16 protein-coding genes and 1 riboswitch are annotated in these 17164 nt (G+C 52.2%); of the genes, 6 read left to right on the top strand and 10 right to left on the bottom strand.

The genetic code is table 11. The features are described 5' to 3' along the window. Positions 1-196 precede the first annotated feature (196 nt). Together araC and HGD79_RS11740 are read left to right on the top strand one after the other, a co-directional pair. Positions 197-1075, top strand: a complete 879-nt coding sequence (gene araC, locus HGD79_RS11745; RefSeq protein WP_168848534.1) for an arabinose operon transcriptional regulator AraC — start codon at positions 197-199, stop codon at positions 1073-1075. Positions 1076-1160: 85 nt separating this feature from the next. Next, positions 1161-1925 carry a DedA family protein gene (locus HGD79_RS11740; protein ID WP_001148402.1) on the top strand — a complete coding sequence of 255 codons (765 nt, stop codon included), beginning with the start codon at positions 1161-1163 and terminating at the stop codon, positions 1923-1925. A 113-nt stretch (positions 1926-2038) separates the two neighbouring features. On the opposite strand, the gene thiQ is transcribed toward HGD79_RS11740, so the two are convergent. The 4 genes from thiQ to sgrR all read right to left on the bottom strand — a co-directional run bounded on the left by thiQ (position 2039) and on the right by sgrR (position 7109). Beyond that, entirely contained in the window at positions 2039-2737 is a 699-nt protein-coding gene (gene thiQ / locus HGD79_RS11735; protein ID WP_000916310.1) for a thiamine ABC transporter ATP-binding protein ThiQ, read from the bottom strand. Further along, complete coding sequence (gene thiP / locus HGD79_RS11730) at positions 2721-4331, bottom strand: thiamine/thiamine pyrophosphate ABC transporter permease ThiP (protein WP_000235706.1); 1611 nt, start codon at positions 4329-4331, stop codon at positions 2721-2723. Before thiP ends, thiQ begins: the two co-directional genes overlap by 17 nt. Beyond that, positions 4307-5290, bottom strand: a complete 984-nt coding sequence (gene thiB / locus HGD79_RS11725) for a thiamine ABC transporter substrate binding subunit (RefSeq protein ID WP_001295536.1) — start codon at positions 5288-5290, stop codon at positions 4307-4309. Before thiB ends, thiP begins: the two co-directional genes overlap by 25 nt. Positions 5291-5320: 30 nt before the next feature. Beyond that, a riboswitch (TPP riboswitch) is annotated at positions 5321-5420 on the bottom strand. Between the two features lie 33 nt (positions 5421-5453). Next, positions 5454-7109 (bottom strand): DNA-binding transcriptional regulator SgrR, encoded by a 1656-nt coding sequence (gene sgrR, locus HGD79_RS11720; RefSeq protein WP_001299221.1) that lies wholly within the window; start codon positions 7107-7109, stop codon positions 5454-5456. 88 nt (positions 7110-7197) lie between these two features. On the opposite strand from sgrR, the gene sgrT reads away from it, so the two are divergent. Further along, entirely contained in the window at positions 7198-7329 is a 132-nt protein-coding gene (sgrT, locus tag HGD79_RS11715; protein ID WP_001248767.1) for a glucose uptake inhibitor SgrT, read from the top strand. Positions 7330-7430: 101 nt separating this feature from the next. Further along, a complete protein-coding gene (setA, locus tag HGD79_RS11710) occupies positions 7431-8609 on the top strand; it encodes a sugar efflux transporter SetA (protein ID WP_000637846.1) in 1179 nt (392 codons plus the stop codon). Between the two features lie 48 nt (positions 8610-8657). Here setA and leuD read toward each other — a convergent pair whose 3' ends face one another. The 5 genes from leuD to leuL form a co-directional block, all read right to left on the bottom strand. After that, positions 8658-9263, bottom strand: a complete 606-nt coding sequence (gene leuD, locus HGD79_RS11705) for a 3-isopropylmalate dehydratase small subunit (protein ID WP_000818228.1) — start codon at positions 9261-9263, stop codon at positions 8658-8660. A 10-nt stretch (positions 9264-9273) separates the two neighbouring features. Then, complete coding sequence (gene leuC / locus HGD79_RS11700; protein WP_001140652.1) at positions 9274-10674, bottom strand: 3-isopropylmalate dehydratase large subunit; 1401 nt, start codon at positions 10672-10674, stop codon at positions 9274-9276. A 2-nt stretch (positions 10675-10676) separates the two neighbouring features. Beyond that, entirely contained in the window at positions 10677-11768 is a 1092-nt protein-coding gene (leuB, locus tag HGD79_RS11695) for a 3-isopropylmalate dehydrogenase (protein WP_000042353.1), read from the bottom strand. Then, positions 11768-13339 carry a 2-isopropylmalate synthase gene (gene leuA, locus HGD79_RS11690; protein ID WP_000082846.1) on the bottom strand — a complete coding sequence of 524 codons (1572 nt, stop codon included), beginning with the start codon at positions 13337-13339 and terminating at the stop codon, positions 11768-11770. Before leuA ends, leuB begins: the two co-directional genes overlap by 1 nt. A gap of 92 nt (positions 13340-13431) precedes the next feature. Continuing rightward, complete coding sequence (gene leuL / locus HGD79_RS11685) at positions 13432-13518, bottom strand: leu operon leader peptide (protein WP_001300467.1); 87 nt, start codon at positions 13516-13518, stop codon at positions 13432-13434. A 659-nt stretch (positions 13519-14177) separates the two neighbouring features. On the opposite strand from leuL, the gene leuO reads away from it, so the two are divergent. Continuing rightward, positions 14178-15122, top strand: a complete 945-nt coding sequence (gene leuO, locus HGD79_RS11680; RefSeq protein WP_001297362.1) for a transcriptional regulator LeuO — start codon at positions 14178-14180, stop codon at positions 15120-15122. Between the two features lie 154 nt (positions 15123-15276). Here the strand turns inward: leuO and HGD79_RS26375 are convergent, their stop codons facing one another. Beyond that, the gene (locus HGD79_RS26375; protein ID WP_128566915.1) at positions 15277-15321 is read right to left on the bottom strand and encodes a hypothetical protein; all 45 of its coding nucleotides are present in this window, start codon (positions 15319-15321) and stop codon (positions 15277-15279) included. A gap of 118 nt (positions 15322-15439) precedes the next feature. On the opposite strand from HGD79_RS26375, the gene ilvI reads away from it, so the two are divergent. Continuing rightward, on the top strand, positions 15440-17164 hold the full coding sequence (ilvI, locus tag HGD79_RS11675; RefSeq protein WP_000425657.1) for an acetolactate synthase 3 large subunit: 1725 nt from the start codon (positions 15440-15442) through the stop codon (positions 17162-17164).

The following is a 17164-nucleotide window of genomic DNA, read 5'->3' as shown; positions in this document are numbered from 1 at the left end:
TTTTCTGCCGTGATTATAGACACTTTTGTTACGCGTTTTTGTCATGGCTTTGGTCCCGCTTTGTTACAGAATGCTTTTAATAAGCGGGGTTACCGGTTGGGTTAGCGAGAAGAGCCAGTAAAAGACGCAGTGACGGCAATGTCTGATGCAATATGGACAATTGGTTTCTTCTCTGAATGGCGGGAGTATGAAAAGTATGGCTGAAGCGCAAAATGATCCCCTGCTGCCGGGATACTCGTTTAACGCCCATCTGGTGGCGGGTTTAACGCCGATTGAGGCCAACGGTTATCTCGATTTTTTTATCGACCGACCGCTGGGAATGAAAGGTTATATTCTCAATCTCACCATTCGCGGTCAGGGGGTGGTGAAAAATCAGGGACGAGAATTTGTCTGCCGACCGGGTGATATTTTGCTGTTCCCGCCAGGAGAGATTCATCACTACGGCCGTCATCCGGAGGCTCGCGAATGGTATCACCAGTGGGTTTACTTTCGTCCGCGCGCCTACTGGCATGAATGGCTTAACTGGCCGTCAATATTTGCCAATACGGGTTTCTTTCGCCCGGATGAAGCGCACCAGCCGCATTTCAGCGACTTGTTTGGGCAAATCATTAACGCCGGGCAAGGGGAAGGGCGCTATTCGGAGCTGCTGGCGATAAATCTGCTTGAGCAATTGTTACTGCGGCGCATGGAAGCGATTAACAAGTCGCTCCATCCACCGATGGATAATCGGGTACGCGAGGCTTGTCAGTACATCAGCGATCATCTTGCTGACAGCAATTTTGATATCGCCAGCGTCGCACAGCATGTTTGCCTGTCGCCGTCGCGTCTGTCACATCTTTTCCGCCAGCAGTTAGGGATTAGCGTCTTAAGCTGGCGCGAGGACCAACGCATTAGTCAGGCGAAGCTGCTTTTGAGCACCACCCGGATGCCTATCGCTACCGTCGGTCGCAATGTTGGTTTTGACGATCAACTCTATTTCTCGCGAGTATTTAAAAAATGCACCGGGGCCAGCCCGAGCGAGTTCCGTGCCGGTTGTGAAGAAAAAGTGAATGATGTAGCCGTCAAGTTGTCATAATTGGTAACGAATCAGACAATTGACGGCTTGACGGAGTAGCATAGGGTTTGCAGAATCCCTGCTTCGTCCATTTGACAGGCACATTATGCAAGCATTGCTGGAACACTTTATTACCCAATCCACCGTGTATTCATTGATGGCGGTGGTGTTGGTGGCCTTTCTGGAGTCGCTGGCGCTGGTCGGTTTGATTCTACCCGGTACGGTGCTGATGGCGGGGCTGGGAGCGCTGATTGGCAGCGGCGAGTTAAGTTTCTGGCACGCCTGGCTGGCAGGGATTGTCGGTTGTCTGCTGGGCGACTGGATCTCCTTCTGGCTGGGCTGGCGTTTTAAAAAGCCGTTGCATCGCTGGTCATTTCTGAAGAAAAACAAAGCATTACTCGATAAAACTGAACATGCGTTGCATCAACACAGCATGTTCACCATTCTGGTCGGTCGCTTTGTTGGCCCGACGCGTCCGCTGGTGCCAATGGTGGCGGGAATGCTGGATCTGCCGGTGGCAAAATTCATTACGCCGAATATTATCGGCTGCCTGCTGTGGCCACCGTTTTACTTCCTGCCTGGGATTCTGGCGGGCGCGGCGATCGATATTCCAGCCGGAATGCAGAGCGGCGAGTTTAAATGGTTGCTGCTGGCGACGGCGGTATTTTTGTGGGTTGGTGGCTGGCTGTGCTGGCGGTTATGGCGCAGCGGTAAAGCAACCGATCGTTTAAGTCATTATTTGTCGCGCGGCCGTTTGTTGTGGCTGACGCCGTTAATTTCTGCCATCGGCGTGGTGGCGCTGGTGGTGTTAATTCGCCACCCGTTGATGCCGGTGTATATCGATATTTTGCGTAAAGTGGTTGGGGGTTAGGAGATAGTCTTGTGCGGGTTGCCTGATGCGACGCTGACCGCGTCTTATCAGGCCTACAAAACGCACTACCCGTAGGTCGGATAAGGCGTTCACGCCGCATCCGACAGTGCATACTAACCCGTAATCCCCAATAGTGCCGAAGCACTCGCCTTACCGCTCAACAACTCATTGGTCTTACCCTGCCAGGCGATGCGCCCGTCGGCGACCACCACCGAGCGTGTGGCGATCCGCGCCGCATCTTCCACACTGTGCGACACCATCAATAGCGTCATTTTTTGCTGCTGGCAGCTCGTGCTCACCAGCGTCAGCATCTCCTGACGTAACGCCGGATCGAGCGCAGAGAACGGTTCATCGAGCAATAAAATCGGCTGTTCGCGCACCAGACAACGCGCTAACGCCACGCGCTGTCGCTGACCGCCGGAAAGCTCGCCCGGTAACCGCGCCATTAAATTATCAATCCCCATCTGGCGGGCGATAGCGTGCATTTTCTCCTGCTGCGCCGCGTTCAGCTTCAATCCCGGATTAAGCCCCAGCCCGATGTTCTGCGCGACCGTCAGGTGGCTGAACAGGTTGTTCTCCTGAAACAGCATCGATACCGGACGGCGTGACGGCGGCGTCGTGGTGTGATCAACGCTGTCGATAGTCAGCGAACCGCTGGCTGGCGTCAGAAAACCGGCAATCAAATTCAGCAGGGTACTTTTACCCGCGCCGCTTGGCCCGAGGATTGCCACCTGCTCGCCGCGTTCTACCGTTAAGCTAAAACGCATCGGCAAATGGTGATAAAGCCAGGTGATATCAGTCAGTTTTAACATTTCGCCCCGGTAGTTTTTCAATCACGGTAAACAGCAGAAAACAGAGTAGTAGCAGAATTAACGCGGTGACCGCGCCGTCCTGGCTGCGATAGGAGCCAATTTGCTGGTAGAGATAAAACGGCAGGGTACGGAAATCATCGTTACCGAACAACGCCACTACGCCAAAATCACCAATCGACAGCACGCAGGCAAAAGCCAGCGCCTGCGCCAGTGGACGTTTCAGGGCGCGCAGCTCGACCACTTTTAAGCGCGACCAGCCTTCAATGCCCAGCGACTGACACAACATACTGTAGCGGGCGGTGATATCGCGCATCGGGTTTTCCAGTACTTTCAGCGCATAAGGGATCGCCATTAACGCATTGGTGAAAATCACAATGCCGTCAGCAGATTGTGGCAGGCCGATAGTGTTGTTGAGCAGTAAAAAGAAGCCGGTAGCCAGCACAATCCCCGGCATGGCGAGGATCAACATGCCGCTCATCTCCAGCGCCTGACCCGCCAGCATTTTCTGCCGCGCCCGCAGTTCGCGACTGCTCCATAGCAGCATCATGGTCAGCACTACGCACAATACACCTGCCGCCAGCGCAATACGCAACGAGGTCCACAGCGCCTGCCACAGCACCGGTTGTGCCAGCACTTCCGGCAACTGGCGATTTACCCCATCGACGATCACCGCCAGCAACGGTGGCAGCAACAGCAGCAGCGCCAGCACTATTAACACCGTGTCGCAAATGCGGCTATGCAGACGATCGTCCGGATCGCGCCAGCCTTGCAGCAGCGTGGTACCGGGCGCAATGGCCTTACTTAGTCGCTGACTCAACAGCACCAGCCCAAGGCAACACACCATCTGGAGCAGCGCCAGCATCGCCGCGCGGGCAGGATCGTAGTCGTAACTCAGCGCCTGATAAATAGCCAGCTCGATAGTAGTTGCCTGCGGACCGCCGCCCAGCGATAGCACGGTGGCGAAGCTGGCGAAACAGAGCATAAAGATAAGCGCGGCAACCGGCGGGATTTGTCGCCGTAGCCACGGCCATTCGACGAAGCGGAAAAAATGCCAGCCGCGCATCCCAAGCTGGGCGGCAAGCTGACGTTGTTCGCCGGGAATGTTTTCCAGTGCCTGGAGTAATAAGCGGCTCGCCATCGGCAGATTAAAAAATACGTGCGCCAGCAAAATGCCTTGCAGGCCGTAGGGCGAAAAGGTCCACTCCAGACCGAGCGATTGGCAGAGCGATGCCAGCCAGCCCTGACGACCATAGACGCTAAGAATGCCGAAAACAGCAACTAGCACCGGGAGGATCAAGGTCATTGCGCACAGACGCAACAGCGCCAGCCGACCCGGAAAGCGCCTGCGATAGAGGGCGCGGGCGAGGAATATCGCGGGTACGACAGAGAGTAGCGCCGAGAGAAACGCCTGCCAGAAGGAGAAGCGCACCACATGCCACAGGTAGCTGTCCTGCCAGACTGCCACCCAGTTACCCTGCGGCGCGTTCCACCACAGGGCGAGAAACGCCGCGAGCGCAACCGCTACCACCAGCGTGGCGGCGCTTACACCTGGAATTAACCAGCCGGGAATTAACGGCTGACGGCGCGTTGCCATTCGCTAATCCATGCCTGACGTTGTGCCGCCACTTCAGCTGGTGTGAACTCCAGCGTGGTGGCCGGTTTGGTCAATTGTTCAAACCCGGCAGGCAGCGTGACATTTGCCACCGGATACATCCAGTTACCGGTTGGGATCGCATTCTGAAAAGCCGGAGAAACCATAAACTGGAGGAATTTTTGCGCCAGCTCCGGCTGCTTGCTGGCAGCGGTGCGGGCGGCGACTTCCACCTGCAGATAGTGACCTTCGCTAAAGTTCGCGGCGGCGTAGTTATCTTTTTTCTCTTCGAGAATGTGATAAGCCGGAGAGGTGGTGTAACTCAGTACCAGATCGCTTTCACCTTTTAAAAACAGGCCGTAGGCTTCGCTCCAGCCTTTGGTGACCGTGACGGTTTTCTTCGCCAGTTTTTGCCAGGCTTGTGGGGCGTCATCGCCATAGACTTTTTGCATCCACAACAGCAGGCCCAGCCCCGGCGTACTGGTGCGCGGATCCTGATAAATCACCCGCCAGTTCTGATCGCTCTCAACCAATTCTTTCAGGCTTTGCGGCGGGTTTTTCAGTTTGTTCTTGTCATAGACGAAGGCGAAATAGCCGTAATCAAACGGGACGAAAGTGTCATTATTCCAGCCGCCGGGAACGTTAACGGCATCCGCTGCCACACCGCTTTTGGCAAATAGTCCGGTTTTACTGGCGGCGTCTAACAGATTGTTATCCAGCCCCAGCACCACATCGGCTTTACTATTTTTGCCTTCCATCCGTAGACGGTTGAGAAGCGAAACGCCATCTTCCAGCGCCACCAGTTTCAGTTCGCAGTTACAGTCGGCTTCAAAAGCTTTTTTGATCTTTGGACCAGGCCCCCAGTCGGCGGCGAAGGAATCGTAGGTATAAACAGTCAGAACGGGTTTAGCGAAAACGGGCGCTGTGCACAGCAACAGCAGGGGAAGACATTTTTTTAACACTTTGCACCTCAAAAAAGAGTGGCAAAGGACTTGAGAAGGAGCCTCAAATCCCTTCGCCGGCGTTATCCGGATCAGGTTCGACGGGTATTTTCTCAGCGCACGCGTTTGCGTGGCACCCCGTTGAGAACGGCGTTAGTGTAGTGATTTTGTTATCTACCAGCAATCATGGATCCGGCGGCGCAAACCACGCTGATTTAAAATCGAACCAGCCGAGGGTATTCATACGCAGGCCGCGCATACTGCGTTGTCCCTGAATGATCAGCCAGTGGTGGATAAGCGGCACCATTGCTTTACTGGCGACCAGTTGCTGGCACCAGTTCGCCAGGTTCATTTCGCCATTGCGCCAGCGGGCGGCGTCGGCTTGCCAGTCGATCGGAATACAGTGTTGGAGCAGCGGCACCTCGCACAAGTGCGCGAACAGCGAAAAATCCAGCGGCAGCGTAAAGTTGGCGCTGTTAAGCCAGATATCGCTCTCGATCTCTCCTTCATGCCACTGATCGTAGCTGATCTCTTTGATTTCCAGCGTGACCTGGTGACTTGCCAGAATCTGCTGCATGATCCCGGCAATCACCCGATGCTCACTGTGATCCTGATAAAAGGTCAGGATGAGGCTTTCCAGGCCAGCCGGTTTTTCGCTCTTTATGGTGCGGGCATGGTGCCAACGGGGGAGCAGTCCATAAGCCGGGAACCACAGTTGCTGGTACTGTTCCTCAGCGAAATAGACCAGATTAGTTGGAGAAAGCACATAGCTTACCCAGTCCCTGACTTGCTGATTCGCCCCGCGATGGGTGCGGCTGTCGAACAGTAAATAGTAGCAACCTTCCTCCAGGCGGCTTTCAATCTCTTTTTCCTCACCCTGTGGACCTTTTAGCATCAGACCTCCAGCTGGCTCGTCGGCAATTTCCGGCAGAACCCAGACGTTAACTTCATCGATTAATGCCCGGTAACCGAAGAAGTCATCGAATGCCTGAATTTTCAGTTGATTGGTGGTGTTGCGGATCACCGCATACGGACCGGTGCCGATGGGATGGCTGGCAAAGTTACTGAGGGTTTCCCATTCGCGCGGCAGGATCATCGCCGGAACTTGTCCCAGCAGTAACGGTAACCAGCGGTCCGGTTGCGTGAGATGGATATCCAGCGTCCAGGGCGTCGGCGACACAATGTCCGCAATATGCGAATAGAGCGGCAGCGTATTGATTCGTTTTAAAGAGGCGATCACGTCGTCCATTTCCAGTTCACGACCATGATGAAAATGGACTCCTGGACGCAAAAAGAAACGCCAGTGAAGCGGTGATATTTGCTGCCAGTGGTGGGCGATGTCTGCTTCCAGTTCCCCATTTTCCTCATTTATGCGCGTTAGCGAACTGAAGATTTGCCGGGCAATATGGGTTTCGGAACGGCGCAATGCGCTGCCAGGTAGCAGATTACGCAACGGACGATAGTAGAGCACGCGCAGGATGTGCCGCCCCTGGCGGAAGCTGCGGCCCAGATGAGAAACCAGCATTTGCCGCACAGTCGCTTTGTCGCCAACCAACTGCACTAGTTGGTCGATACGATCCTGCTCCAGCAGGTCTTCCGCCCGCTGTTGCTGAAGCGCCAGCCCGGTATAGAGGAATGTCAGACGCGAGCGTTTACCGCGCCCGACTTCCGCTTCCCACGTCAGCCAGCCGCGATCCTGCATGGTGTTGAGCAGGGTACGCATATGACGACGCGAGCAGCTCAATAACGCTGCCAGTTCGTTGAGCGTTGTGTCCTGCGATTTACCCTCGCAGCATTGCCACAGGCGGATGAACTGTTGTTGCAGACGAGCAGATGGCATAAAAGGGGAACTCCTGCGCAAAAGACAGCAATTTTATTTTCCCTATATTAAGTCAATAATTCCTAACGATGAAGCAAGGAGGTGCCCCATGCGTCAGTTTTATCAGCACTATTTTACCGCGACAGCGAAGTTGTGCTGGTTGCGTTGGTTAAGCGTCCCACAACGATTAACCATGCTTGAAGAACTGATGCAGTGGGATGACCGCAATTCTGAAAGTTGACTTGCCTGCATCATGTGTGACTGAGTATTGGTGTAAAATCACCCGCCAGCAGATTATACCTGCTGGTTTTTTTTATTCTCGCCGCGCTAAAAAGGGAACGTATGATCTGGATAATGACGATGGCTCGCCGTATGAACGGTGTTTACGCGGCATTTATGCTGGTCGCTTTTATGATGGGGGTGGCCGGGGCGCTACAGGCTCCTACATTGAGCTTATTTCTGAGTCGTGAGGTTGGCGCGCAACCTTTCTGGATCGGACTCTTTTATACGGTGAATGCTATTGCTGGGATCGGCGTAAGCCTCTGGTTGGCAAAACGTTCTGACAGTCAGGGCGATCGGCGAAAACTGATTATATTTTGCTGTTTGATGGCTATCGGCAATGCGCTATTGTTTGCATTTAATCGTCATTATCTGACGCTTATCACCTGTGGTGTGCTTCTGGCATCTCTGGCCAATACGGCAATGCCACAGTTATTTGCTCTGGCGCGGGAATATGCGGATAACTCGGCGCGAGAAGTGGTGATGTTTAGCTCGGTGATGCGTGCGCAGCTTTCTCTGGCATGGGTTATCGGTCCACCGTTGGCCTTTATGCTGGCGTTGAATTACGGCTTTACGGTGATGTTTTCGATTGCCGCCGGGATATTCACACTCAGTCTGGTATTGATTGCATTTATGCTTCCGTCTGTGGCGCGGGTAGAACTGCCGTCGGAAAATGCTTTATCAATGCAAGGTGGCTGGCAGGATAGTAACGTACGGATGTTATTTGTCGCCTCGACGTTAATGTGGACCTGCAACACCATGTACATTATTGATATGCCGTTGTGGATCAGTAGCGAGTTAGGATTGCCAGACAAACTGGCGGGTTTCCTGATGGGGACGGCAGCTGGACTGGAAATACCAGCAATGATTCTGGCTGGCTACTATGTCAAACGTTATGGTAAGCGGCGAATGATGGTCATAGCAGTGGCGGCAGGAGTACTGTTTTACACCGGATTGATTTTCTTTCATAGCCGTATGGCGTTGATGACGCTGCAACTTTTTAACGCTGTATTTATCGGCATTGTTGCGGGTATTGGGATGCTATGGTTTCAGGATTTAATGCCTGGAAGAGCGGGGGCAGCTACCACCTTATTTACTAACAGTATTTCTACCGGGGTAATTCTGGCTGGCGTTATTCAGGGAGCAATTGCACAAAGTTGGGGGCACTTTGCTGTCTACTGGGTAATTGCGGTTATTTCTGTTGTCGCATTATTTTTAACCGCAAAGGTTAAAGACGTTTGATGACGTGGACGATAGCGGAAAGCCCGGTCATTTGACCGGGCAAGGGGATTAATTCATAAACGCAGGTTGTTTTGCTTCATAAGCGGCAATGGCGTCGTCGTGCTGCAAGGTAAGCCCAATACTGTCCAGACCGTTCATCATGCAGTGGCGGCGGAAGGCATCGATGGTAAAGCGATAGGTTTTCTCTCCCGCTTTCACCTCTTGCGCTTCCAGATCCACGTCGAAATGGATCCCCGGATTGGCTTTCACCAGCGCAAACAGTTCGTCCACTTCTGCATCGCTTAATTTCACCGGCAGCAGCTGGTTGTTAAAGCTATTGCCGTAGAAGATGTCAGCAAAACTCGGCGCAATCACCACTTTAAAACCGTAGTCGGTCAATGCCCAGGGCGCGTGCTCACGCGAGGAGCCACAGCCGAAGTTTTCTCGTGCCAGCAAAATGGAAGCGCCCTGATACTGCGGGAAGTTCAGCACGAAGTCCGGGTTTGGCTGTTGGCCTTTTTCATCGAGAAAACGCCAGTCGTTAAACAGATGCGCGCCAAAACCCGTACGGGTCACTTTCTGCAAAAACTGTTTCGGGATGATTGCATCGGTATCGACATTGGCGGCATCCAGCGGAACCACCAGGCCTGTGTGTTTGATAAATTTCTCTGCCATGGTGTGCTCCTTATTTAATGTTGCGAATGTCGGCGAAATGTCCGGTCACAGCAGCAGCGGCAGCCATTGCCGGGCTGACCAGATGCGTGCGCCCGCCGCGCCCCTGGCGGCCTTCAAAGTTACGGTTGCTGGTGGATGCACAACGTTCGCCCGGATTCAGACGGTCGTTGTTCATCGCCAGACACATTGAGCAGCCAGGCAAGCGCCATTCAAAACCGGCTTCAATAAAGATTTTATCCAGACCTTCCGCTTCCGCCTGGGCTTTTACCGGGCCAGAGCCGGGAACCACCAGTGCCTGCACGCCTGGCGCGACTTTTCGCCCTTTGGCGATCTCCGCTGCCGCGCGTAAATCTTCAATGCGCGAGTTGGTACAGGAACCGATAAACACTTTGTCGATAGCCACTTCGGTCAGCGGAATGCCCGGTTTCAGCCCCATATAGGCCAGCGCTTTTTCTGCCGACGCGCGTTCAACCGGATCGGCAAACGAAGCCGGATCGGGAATATTGTCGTTCACGGAAATCACCTGGCCTGGATTGGTGCCCCAGGTGACCTGCGGTGAAATTTCTTCTGCTTGCAGAGTGACAACGGTATCGAAAGTTGCGCCTTCGTCGGTTTGCAGGGTTTTCCAGTAGGCAACGGCGTCGTCGAAATCTTTGCCTTTCGGCGCATGCAAACGGCCTTTGACATAGTTAAAGGTGGTTTCGTCCGGTGCAACCAGACCGGCTTTTGCGCCCATTTCGATTGCCATATTGCACAGGGTCATACGACCTTCCATGCTTAAATCACGGATTGCTTCGCCGCAAAACTCCACCACATGCCCGGTGCCGCCTGCGCTACCGGTTTTACCGATAATTGCCAGCACGATATCTTTTGCGGTAATGCCCGGCGCGGCTTTGCCCTGGACTTCAATTTTCATGGTTTTTGCGCGGCCCTGTTTCAGGGTTTGCGTTGCCAGTACGTGTTCAACTTCGGAAGTGCCGATACCAAAGGCCAGTGCGCCAAACGCGCCGTGGGTGGCGGTATGCGAGTCGCCGCAGACAATGGTCATCCCCGGCAAGGTGACGCCCTGTTCCGGCCCCATTACGTGGACGATCCCCTGATACGGGTGATTCAGGTCATACAGTTCGACGCCAAATTCTTTGCAGTTTTTAATCAGCTCCTGCATCTGGATGCGCGCCATTTCACCACAGGCATTAATGTCTTTCGTCTGGGTAGAGACGTTGTGATCCATAGTGGCGAAGGTTTTGCCCGGCTGACGTACCGGGCGACCGTGGGCGCGCAGACCATCGAACGCCTGCGGTGAGGTCACTTCATGCACCAGGTGGCGGTCGATATATAACAGCGGGGTTTCGTTTTCGGCTTCGTACACTACGTGAGCGTCGAATAATTTTTCGTATAACGTTTTAGCCATGATTACACCCCTTCTGCCACATAGCGGGCAATGATATCGCCCATTTCATCGGTACTAACGGCGGCAGCGCCACGGGCTAAATCCCCGGTGCGAATGCCTTCTTCTAATGCGCGGTTAATGGCGCGTTCAATGGCGCAAGCCGCATCATCGGCATCCAGGCTGTAGCGCAGCAGCAGTGCCAGCGACAGAATTTGCGCAATCGGGTTGGCGATGTTTTTGCCTGCGATATCTGGTGCTGAGCCGCCTGCCGGTTCATACAGACCAAAACCTTGCTCGTTCAGGCTGGCGGAAGGCAACATCCCCATCGAGCCAGTGATCATTGCGCACTCGTCAGACAGAATGTCGCCAAACAGGTTGGAGCACAGCAGAACGTCAAACTGTGATGGATCTTTAATCAGCTGCATGGTGGCGTTGTCGATGTACATATGCGCCAGTTCGACATCCGGGTATTCCGTGGCGATCTCGTTGACGATTTCACGCCATAAAATAGAGGATTGCAGCACGTTAGCTTTGTCGATTGAGGTGACTTTGTGGCGACGTTTACGAGCAGATTCAAACGCGATGCGGGCAATACGCTCGATCTCAAAACGGTGATACACCTCGGTATCAAACGCTTTTTCATATTGTCCGCTACCTTCGCGGCCTTTTGGCTGACCGAAATAGATGCCGCCGGTCAGTTCGCGCACGCACAGGATGTCGAAGCCGTTAGCGGCAATGTCTGCACGCAGCGGACAGAATGCTTCCAGCCCCTGATACAGTTTTGCCGGGCGCAGGTTGCTGAATAATTTGAAGTGCTTACGCAAAGGCAACAGCGCGCCGCGTTCTGGTTGCTGGTCTGGTGGTAAATGTTCCCATTTCGGACCGCCTACCGAGCCAAACAGCACGGCATCGGCTTGCTCACAACCTTCAACCGTCGCAGGCGGCAGTGGTTGCCCGTGGTTATCAATGGCTGCGCCGCCTACATCGTAATGGCTGGTGGTGATGCGCATCGCAAAGCGGTTGCGCACGGCATCCAGCACTTTCAGCGCCTGGGTCATCACTTCCGGACCAATACCGTCCCCCGGCAATACGGCAATATGGTAATTCTTCGACATCACACGGTTTCCTTGTTGTTTTCGTTGTGTTGAGCTTTGCGTTGCAACTCTTTTTCGACTTCTGCGGCACGCCAGATATTGTTCAGTACGTGCACCATGGCTTTGGCGGAGGACTCGACAATATCGGTGGCCAGGCCGACGCCGTGGAAGCGGCGACCGTTGTAGTTGGCGACAATATCCACCTGACCCAGCGCATCTTTACCGTGACCTTTGGCGGTCAGGCTGTATTTCACCAGTTCGACGTTATAGTCAGTGATGCGGTTAATTGCCTGATAGACGGCATCGACCGGACCGTTACCGTTGGCGGCTTCTGCTTTGACTTCTTCGCCACAGGCCAGTTTGACGGCGGCGGTGGCGATATCGTTAGAGCCAGACTGCACGCTGAAGTAATCCAGACGGAAATGCTCCGGCTCTTCTTGCTGCTTACCGATGAAGGCCAGCGCCTCCAGATCGTAATCAAACACCTGACCTTTTTTGTCCGCCAGCTTCAGGAAGGCGTCGTACAAATTGTCTAAATTATATTCACTTTCTTTATACCCCATCTCGTCCATGCGATGTTTCACCGCCGCACGCCCCGAACGAGAGGTCAGATTCAGCTGGATTTGGTTCAGACCAATAGATTCTGGTGTCATGATTTCGTAGTTTTCGCGGTTTTTCAGCACGCCATCCTGGTGGATACCGGAGGAGTGTGCGAATGCGCCGCTGCCAACAATGGCTTTGTTTGCCGGGATCGGCATATTACAAATCTGGCTAACTAACTGGCTGGTGCGCCATATTTCCTGGTGATTAATGGCGGTGTGGACGTTGAGAATATCCTTACGAACTTTAATCGCCATGATGACTTCTTCCAGCGAACAGTTACCGGCACGCTCGCCGATCCCGTTCATTGCACCTTCCACCTGGCGTGCACCGGCATGTACCGCCGCCAGTGAGTTGCCGACCGCCAGGCCTAAATCGTCGTGGGTATGTACGGAAATAATGGCTTTGTCGATGTTAGGTACGCGTTCATACAGGCCGCTGATGATTCCGGCGAACTCAAACGGCATGGTGTAGCCCACGGTGTCCGGAATGTTGATGGTGGTGGCACCGGCATTAATCGCCGCTTCGACCACTCGCGCCAGATCGGCAATGGGTGTACGCCCGGCATCTTCGCAAGAAAATTCAACATCATCGGTGTAATTACGGGCGCGTTTCACCATATAGATAGCGCGTTCGATCACCTCGTCCAGGGTGCTGCGCAGCTTGGTGGCGATGTGCATTGGGGAGGTAGCAATAAAGGTATGAATACGGAAGGCTTCGGCGACTTTCAGGGATTCGGCCGCCACGTCGATATCTTTTTCCACGCAGCGAGCTAACGCACATACGCGGCTGTTTTTAACCTGGCGGGCGATGGTTTGCACCGATTCAAAATCGCCCGGCGAAGAGACGGGGAAACCGACTTCCATCACGTCAACACCCATACGCTCAAGGGCCAGCGCAATTTGCAGTTTTTCTTTCACACTCAAGCTTGCCTGTAACGCCTGTTCACCGTCGCGCAATGTGGTATCGAAAATAATGACTTGCTGGCTCATGGTTTGGGTCCTTGTCTCTTTTAGAGCGCCTCGCTTCGGGCATAAAAAAACCCGCGCAATGGCGCGGGTTTTTTGTTTGACTGCGTGCTGGCTTAATGCTGGATGCCGCTCACTCGTCTACCGCGCAAAGAAGATGCGTTTAGTAGTAGTAGACCGATAAAGCGAACGATGTGAGTCATTAAATCAGCTCCAGATGAATGCGATATGCTTTTAGAGTTACTGGATACAAAAACGGATGTCAACCCTGACGCAATAAAAACGTCCCGCCAGCGTGAGTTCTGCACCCGTAAAATTAGCTAATTGTGCTGCGGTGGTTAAAGTAAGCGATATTAATTTCTGCTTAACTACCGACGCTTTTCATCGGTTGACATATTTCAGCATAAATTTTTGCATCTAATCAACGAGGAAAAAGGGGACAAAATGCACGCGTTGCAAAACCTATCCTGATGATTTGTATTGAATTATATGTTTTGCGATTTTTTTTGATATTGATTTGGTGAATATTATTGATCAATTAATGTTAAGAATTAATGCATTAAATATATAAATTAATTATTAAATAAGCACATTTAATCCATTTTGTAGATGATTGAGTATTCGCGGTAGTTATGATTAGATTGTTTTCGCAACAAAAACATTATGGATTATTATGCTGTGGTAAATGACTCATTCCACGGCAATGGATTCTGTTTTTATCAGAACCCGTATCTTTATGTTTTCCGAATTTTACTCATTTTGCTTTTTCTTATTTTATATGCATGATAAATCATATTCTTCAGGATTATTTCTCTGCATTCCAATAAGGGAAAGGGAGTTAAGTGTGACAGTGGAGTTAAGTATGCCAGAGGTACAAACAGATCATTCAGAGACGGCGGAGTTAAGCAAGCCACAGCTACGCATGGTCGATCTCAACTTATTAACCGTTTTCGATGCCGTGATGCAGGAGCAAAACATTACCCGTGCCGCTCATGTTCTGGGTATGTCGCAACCTGCGGTCAGTAACGCTGTTGCACGCCTGAAGGTGATGTTTAATGACGAGCTTTTTGTTCGTTATGGCCGTGGTATTCAACCGACTGCTCGCGCATTTCAACTTTTTGGCTCAGTTCGTCAGGCATTGCAACTAGTACAAAATGAATTGCCTGGTTCAGGTTTTGAACCCGCGAGCAGTGAACGTGTATTTCATCTTTGTGTTTGCAGCCCGTTAGACAGCATTCTGACCTCGCAGATTTATAATCACATTGAGCAGATTGCGCCAAATATACATGTTATGTTCAAGTCTTCATTAAATCAGAACACTGAACATCAGCTGCGTTATCAGGAAACGGAGTTTGTGATTAGTTATGAAGACTTCCATCGTCCTGAATTTACCAGCGTGCCATTATTTAAAGATGAAATGGTGCTGGTAGCCAGCAAAAATCATCCAACAATTAAGGGCCCGTTACTGAAACATGATGTTTATAACGAACAACATGCGGCGGTTTCGCTCGATCGTTTCGCGTCATTTAGTCAACCTTGGTATGACACGGTAGATAAGCAAGCCAGTATCGCGTATCAGGGCATGGCAATGATGAGCGTACTTAGCGTGGTGTCGCAAACGCATTTGGTCGCTATTGCGCCGCGTTGGCTGGCTGAAGAGTTCGCTGAATCCTTAGAATTACAGGTATTACCGCTGCCGTTAAAACAAAATAGCAGAACCTGTTATCTCTCCTGGCATGAAGCTGCCGGGCGCGATAAAGGCCATCAGTGGATGGAAGAGCAATTAGTCTCAATTTGCAAACGCTAACTGAATGCAGAATAGGTCAGGCATGAATGTCTGGTTTATTCTGTATTTTTTATTGAATGTAGAATTTTATTCTGAATGTGTGGGCTCTCTGTTTTAGGATTAATTAAAAAAATAGAGAAATTGCTGTAAGTTGTGGGATTCAGCCGATTTATTATCAATTTAATCCTTCGTAATGGAGGATTTTATCGTTTCTTTTCACCTTTCCTCCTGTTTATTCTTATTACCCTGCGTTTATGTCTCTGGCTGCCAATTGCTTAAGCAAGATCGGACGGTTAATGTGTTTTACACATTTTTTCCGTCAAACAGTGAGGCAGGCCATGGAGATGTTGTCTGGAGCCGAGATGGTCGTCCGATCGCTTATCGATCAGGGCGTTAAACAAGTATTCGGTTATCCCGGAGGCGCAGTCCTTGATATTTACGATGCATTGCATACCGTGGGTGGTATCGATCATGTTTTAGTTCGTCATGAGCAGGCGGCAGTGCATATGGCCGATGGTCTGGCGCGCGCGACCGGGGAAGTCGGCGTCGTGCTGGTAACGTCGGGTCCAGGGGCGACCAATGCGATTACCGGCATCGCCACCGCTTATATGGATTCCATTCCATTAGTTGTCCTTTCCGGGCAGGTAGCGACCTCGTTGATAGGTTACGATGCCTTTCAGGAGTGCGACATGGTGGGGATTTCGCGACCGGTGGTTAAACACAGTTTTCTGGTTAAGCAAACGGAAGACATTCCGCAGGTGCTGAAAAAGGCTTTCTGGCTGGCGGCAAGTGGTCGCCCAGGACCAGTGGTCGTTGATTTACCGAAAGATATTCTTAATCCGGCGAACAAATTACCCTATGTCTGGCCTGAGTCGGTCAGTATGCGTTCTTACAATCCCACTACTACCGGACATAAAGGGCAAATTAAGCGCGCTCTGCAAACGCTGGTAGCGGCAAAAAAACCGGTTGTCTACGTAGGCGGTGGGGCAATCATGGCGGGCTGCCATCAGCAGTTGAAAGAAACGGTGGAGGCGTTGAATCTGCCCGTTGTTTCCTCATTGATGGGGCTGGGGGCGTTTCCGGCAACGCATCGTCAGGCGCTGGGCATGCTGGGAATGCACGGTACCTACGAAGCCAATATGACGATGCATAACGCGGATGTGATTTTCGCCGTCGGGGTACGATTTGATGACCGAACGACGAACAATCTGGCAAAGTACTGCCCAAATGCCACTGTTCTGCATATCGATATTGATCCTACTTCCATTTCTAAAACCGTGACTGCGGATATCCCGATTGTGGGGGATGCTCGCCAGGTCCTCGAACAAATGCTTGAACTCTTGTCGCAAGAATCCGCCCATCAACCACTGGATGAGATCCGCGACTGGTGGCAGCAAATTGAACAGTGGCGCGCTCGTCAGTGCCTGAAATATGACACTCACAGTGAAAAGATTAAACCGCAGGCGGTGATCGAGACTCTTTGGCGGTTGACGAAGGGAGACGCTTACGTGACGTCCGATGTCGGGCAGCACCAGATGTTTGCTGCACTTTATTATCCATTCGACAAACCGCGTCGCTGGATCAATTCCGGTGGCCTCGGCACGATGGGTTTTGGTTTACCTGCGGCACTGGGCGTCAAAATGGCGTTGCCAGAAGAAACCGTGGTTTGCGTCACTGGCGACGGCAGTATTCAGATGAACATCCAGGAACTGTCTACCGCGTTGCAATACGAGTTGCCGGTACTGGTGGTGAATCTCAATAACCGCTATCTGGGGATGGTGAAACAGTGGCAGGACATGATCTATTCCGGCCGTCATTCACAATCTTATATGCAATCACTACCCGATTTCGTCCGTCTGGCGGAAGCCTATGGTCACGTCGGGATCCAGATCTCTCATCCGCATGAGCTGGAAAGCAAACTTAGCGAGGCGCTGGAACAGGTGTGCAATAATCGCCTGGTGTTTGTTGATGTTACCGTCGATGGCAGTGAGCACGTCTACCCGATGCAGATTCGCGGGGGCGGAATGGATGAAATGTGGTTAAGCAAAACGGAGAGAACCTGA

It is taken from the genome of Escherichia sp. SCLE84 (genome assembly GCF_012584495.1).
GTDB lineage: Bacteria > Pseudomonadota > Gammaproteobacteria > Enterobacterales > Enterobacteriaceae > ECMA0423.
This window is presented reverse-complemented; position numbering and strand designations above follow the sequence as displayed.

Excerpts from the sequence above, each read along its gene's own strand:
- araC (WP_168848534.1), top strand. The coding sequence starts at position 197 with ATGGCTGAAGCGCAAAATGATCCCCTGCTGCCGGGATACTCGTTTAAC.
- HGD79_RS11740 (WP_001148402.1), top strand. The coding sequence starts at position 1,161 with ATGCAAGCATTGCTGGAACACTTTATTACCCAATCCACCGTGTATTCA.
- thiQ (WP_000916310.1), bottom strand. The coding sequence starts at position 2,737 with ATGTTAAAACTGACTGATATCACCTGGCTTTATCACCATTTGCCGATG.
- thiP (WP_000235706.1), bottom strand. The coding sequence starts at position 4,331 with ATGGCAACGCGCCGTCAGCCGTTAATTCCCGGCTGGTTAATTCCAGGT.
- sgrR (WP_001299221.1), bottom strand. The coding sequence starts at position 7,109 with ATGCCATCTGCTCGTCTGCAACAACAGTTCATCCGCCTGTGGCAATGC.
- sgrT (WP_001248767.1), top strand. The coding sequence starts at position 7,198 with ATGCGTCAGTTTTATCAGCACTATTTTACCGCGACAGCGAAGTTGTGC.
- setA (WP_000637846.1), top strand. The coding sequence starts at position 7,431 with ATGATCTGGATAATGACGATGGCTCGCCGTATGAACGGTGTTTACGCG.
- leuD (WP_000818228.1), bottom strand. The coding sequence starts at position 9,263 with ATGGCAGAGAAATTTATCAAACACACAGGCCTGGTGGTTCCGCTGGAT.
- leuC (WP_001140652.1), bottom strand. The coding sequence starts at position 10,674 with ATGGCTAAAACGTTATACGAAAAATTATTCGACGCTCACGTAGTGTAC.
- leuB (WP_000042353.1), bottom strand. The coding sequence starts at position 11,768 with ATGTCGAAGAATTACCATATTGCCGTATTGCCGGGGGACGGTATTGGT.
- leuA (WP_000082846.1), bottom strand. The coding sequence starts at position 13,339 with ATGAGCCAGCAAGTCATTATTTTCGATACCACATTGCGCGACGGTGAA.
- leuL (WP_001300467.1), bottom strand. The coding sequence starts at position 13,518 with ATGACTCACATCGTTCGCTTTATCGGTCTACTACTACTAAACGCATCT.
- leuO (WP_001297362.1), top strand. The coding sequence starts at position 14,178 with ATGCCAGAGGTACAAACAGATCATTCAGAGACGGCGGAGTTAAGCAAG.
- ilvI (WP_000425657.1), top strand. The coding sequence starts at position 15,440 with ATGGAGATGTTGTCTGGAGCCGAGATGGTCGTCCGATCGCTTATCGAT.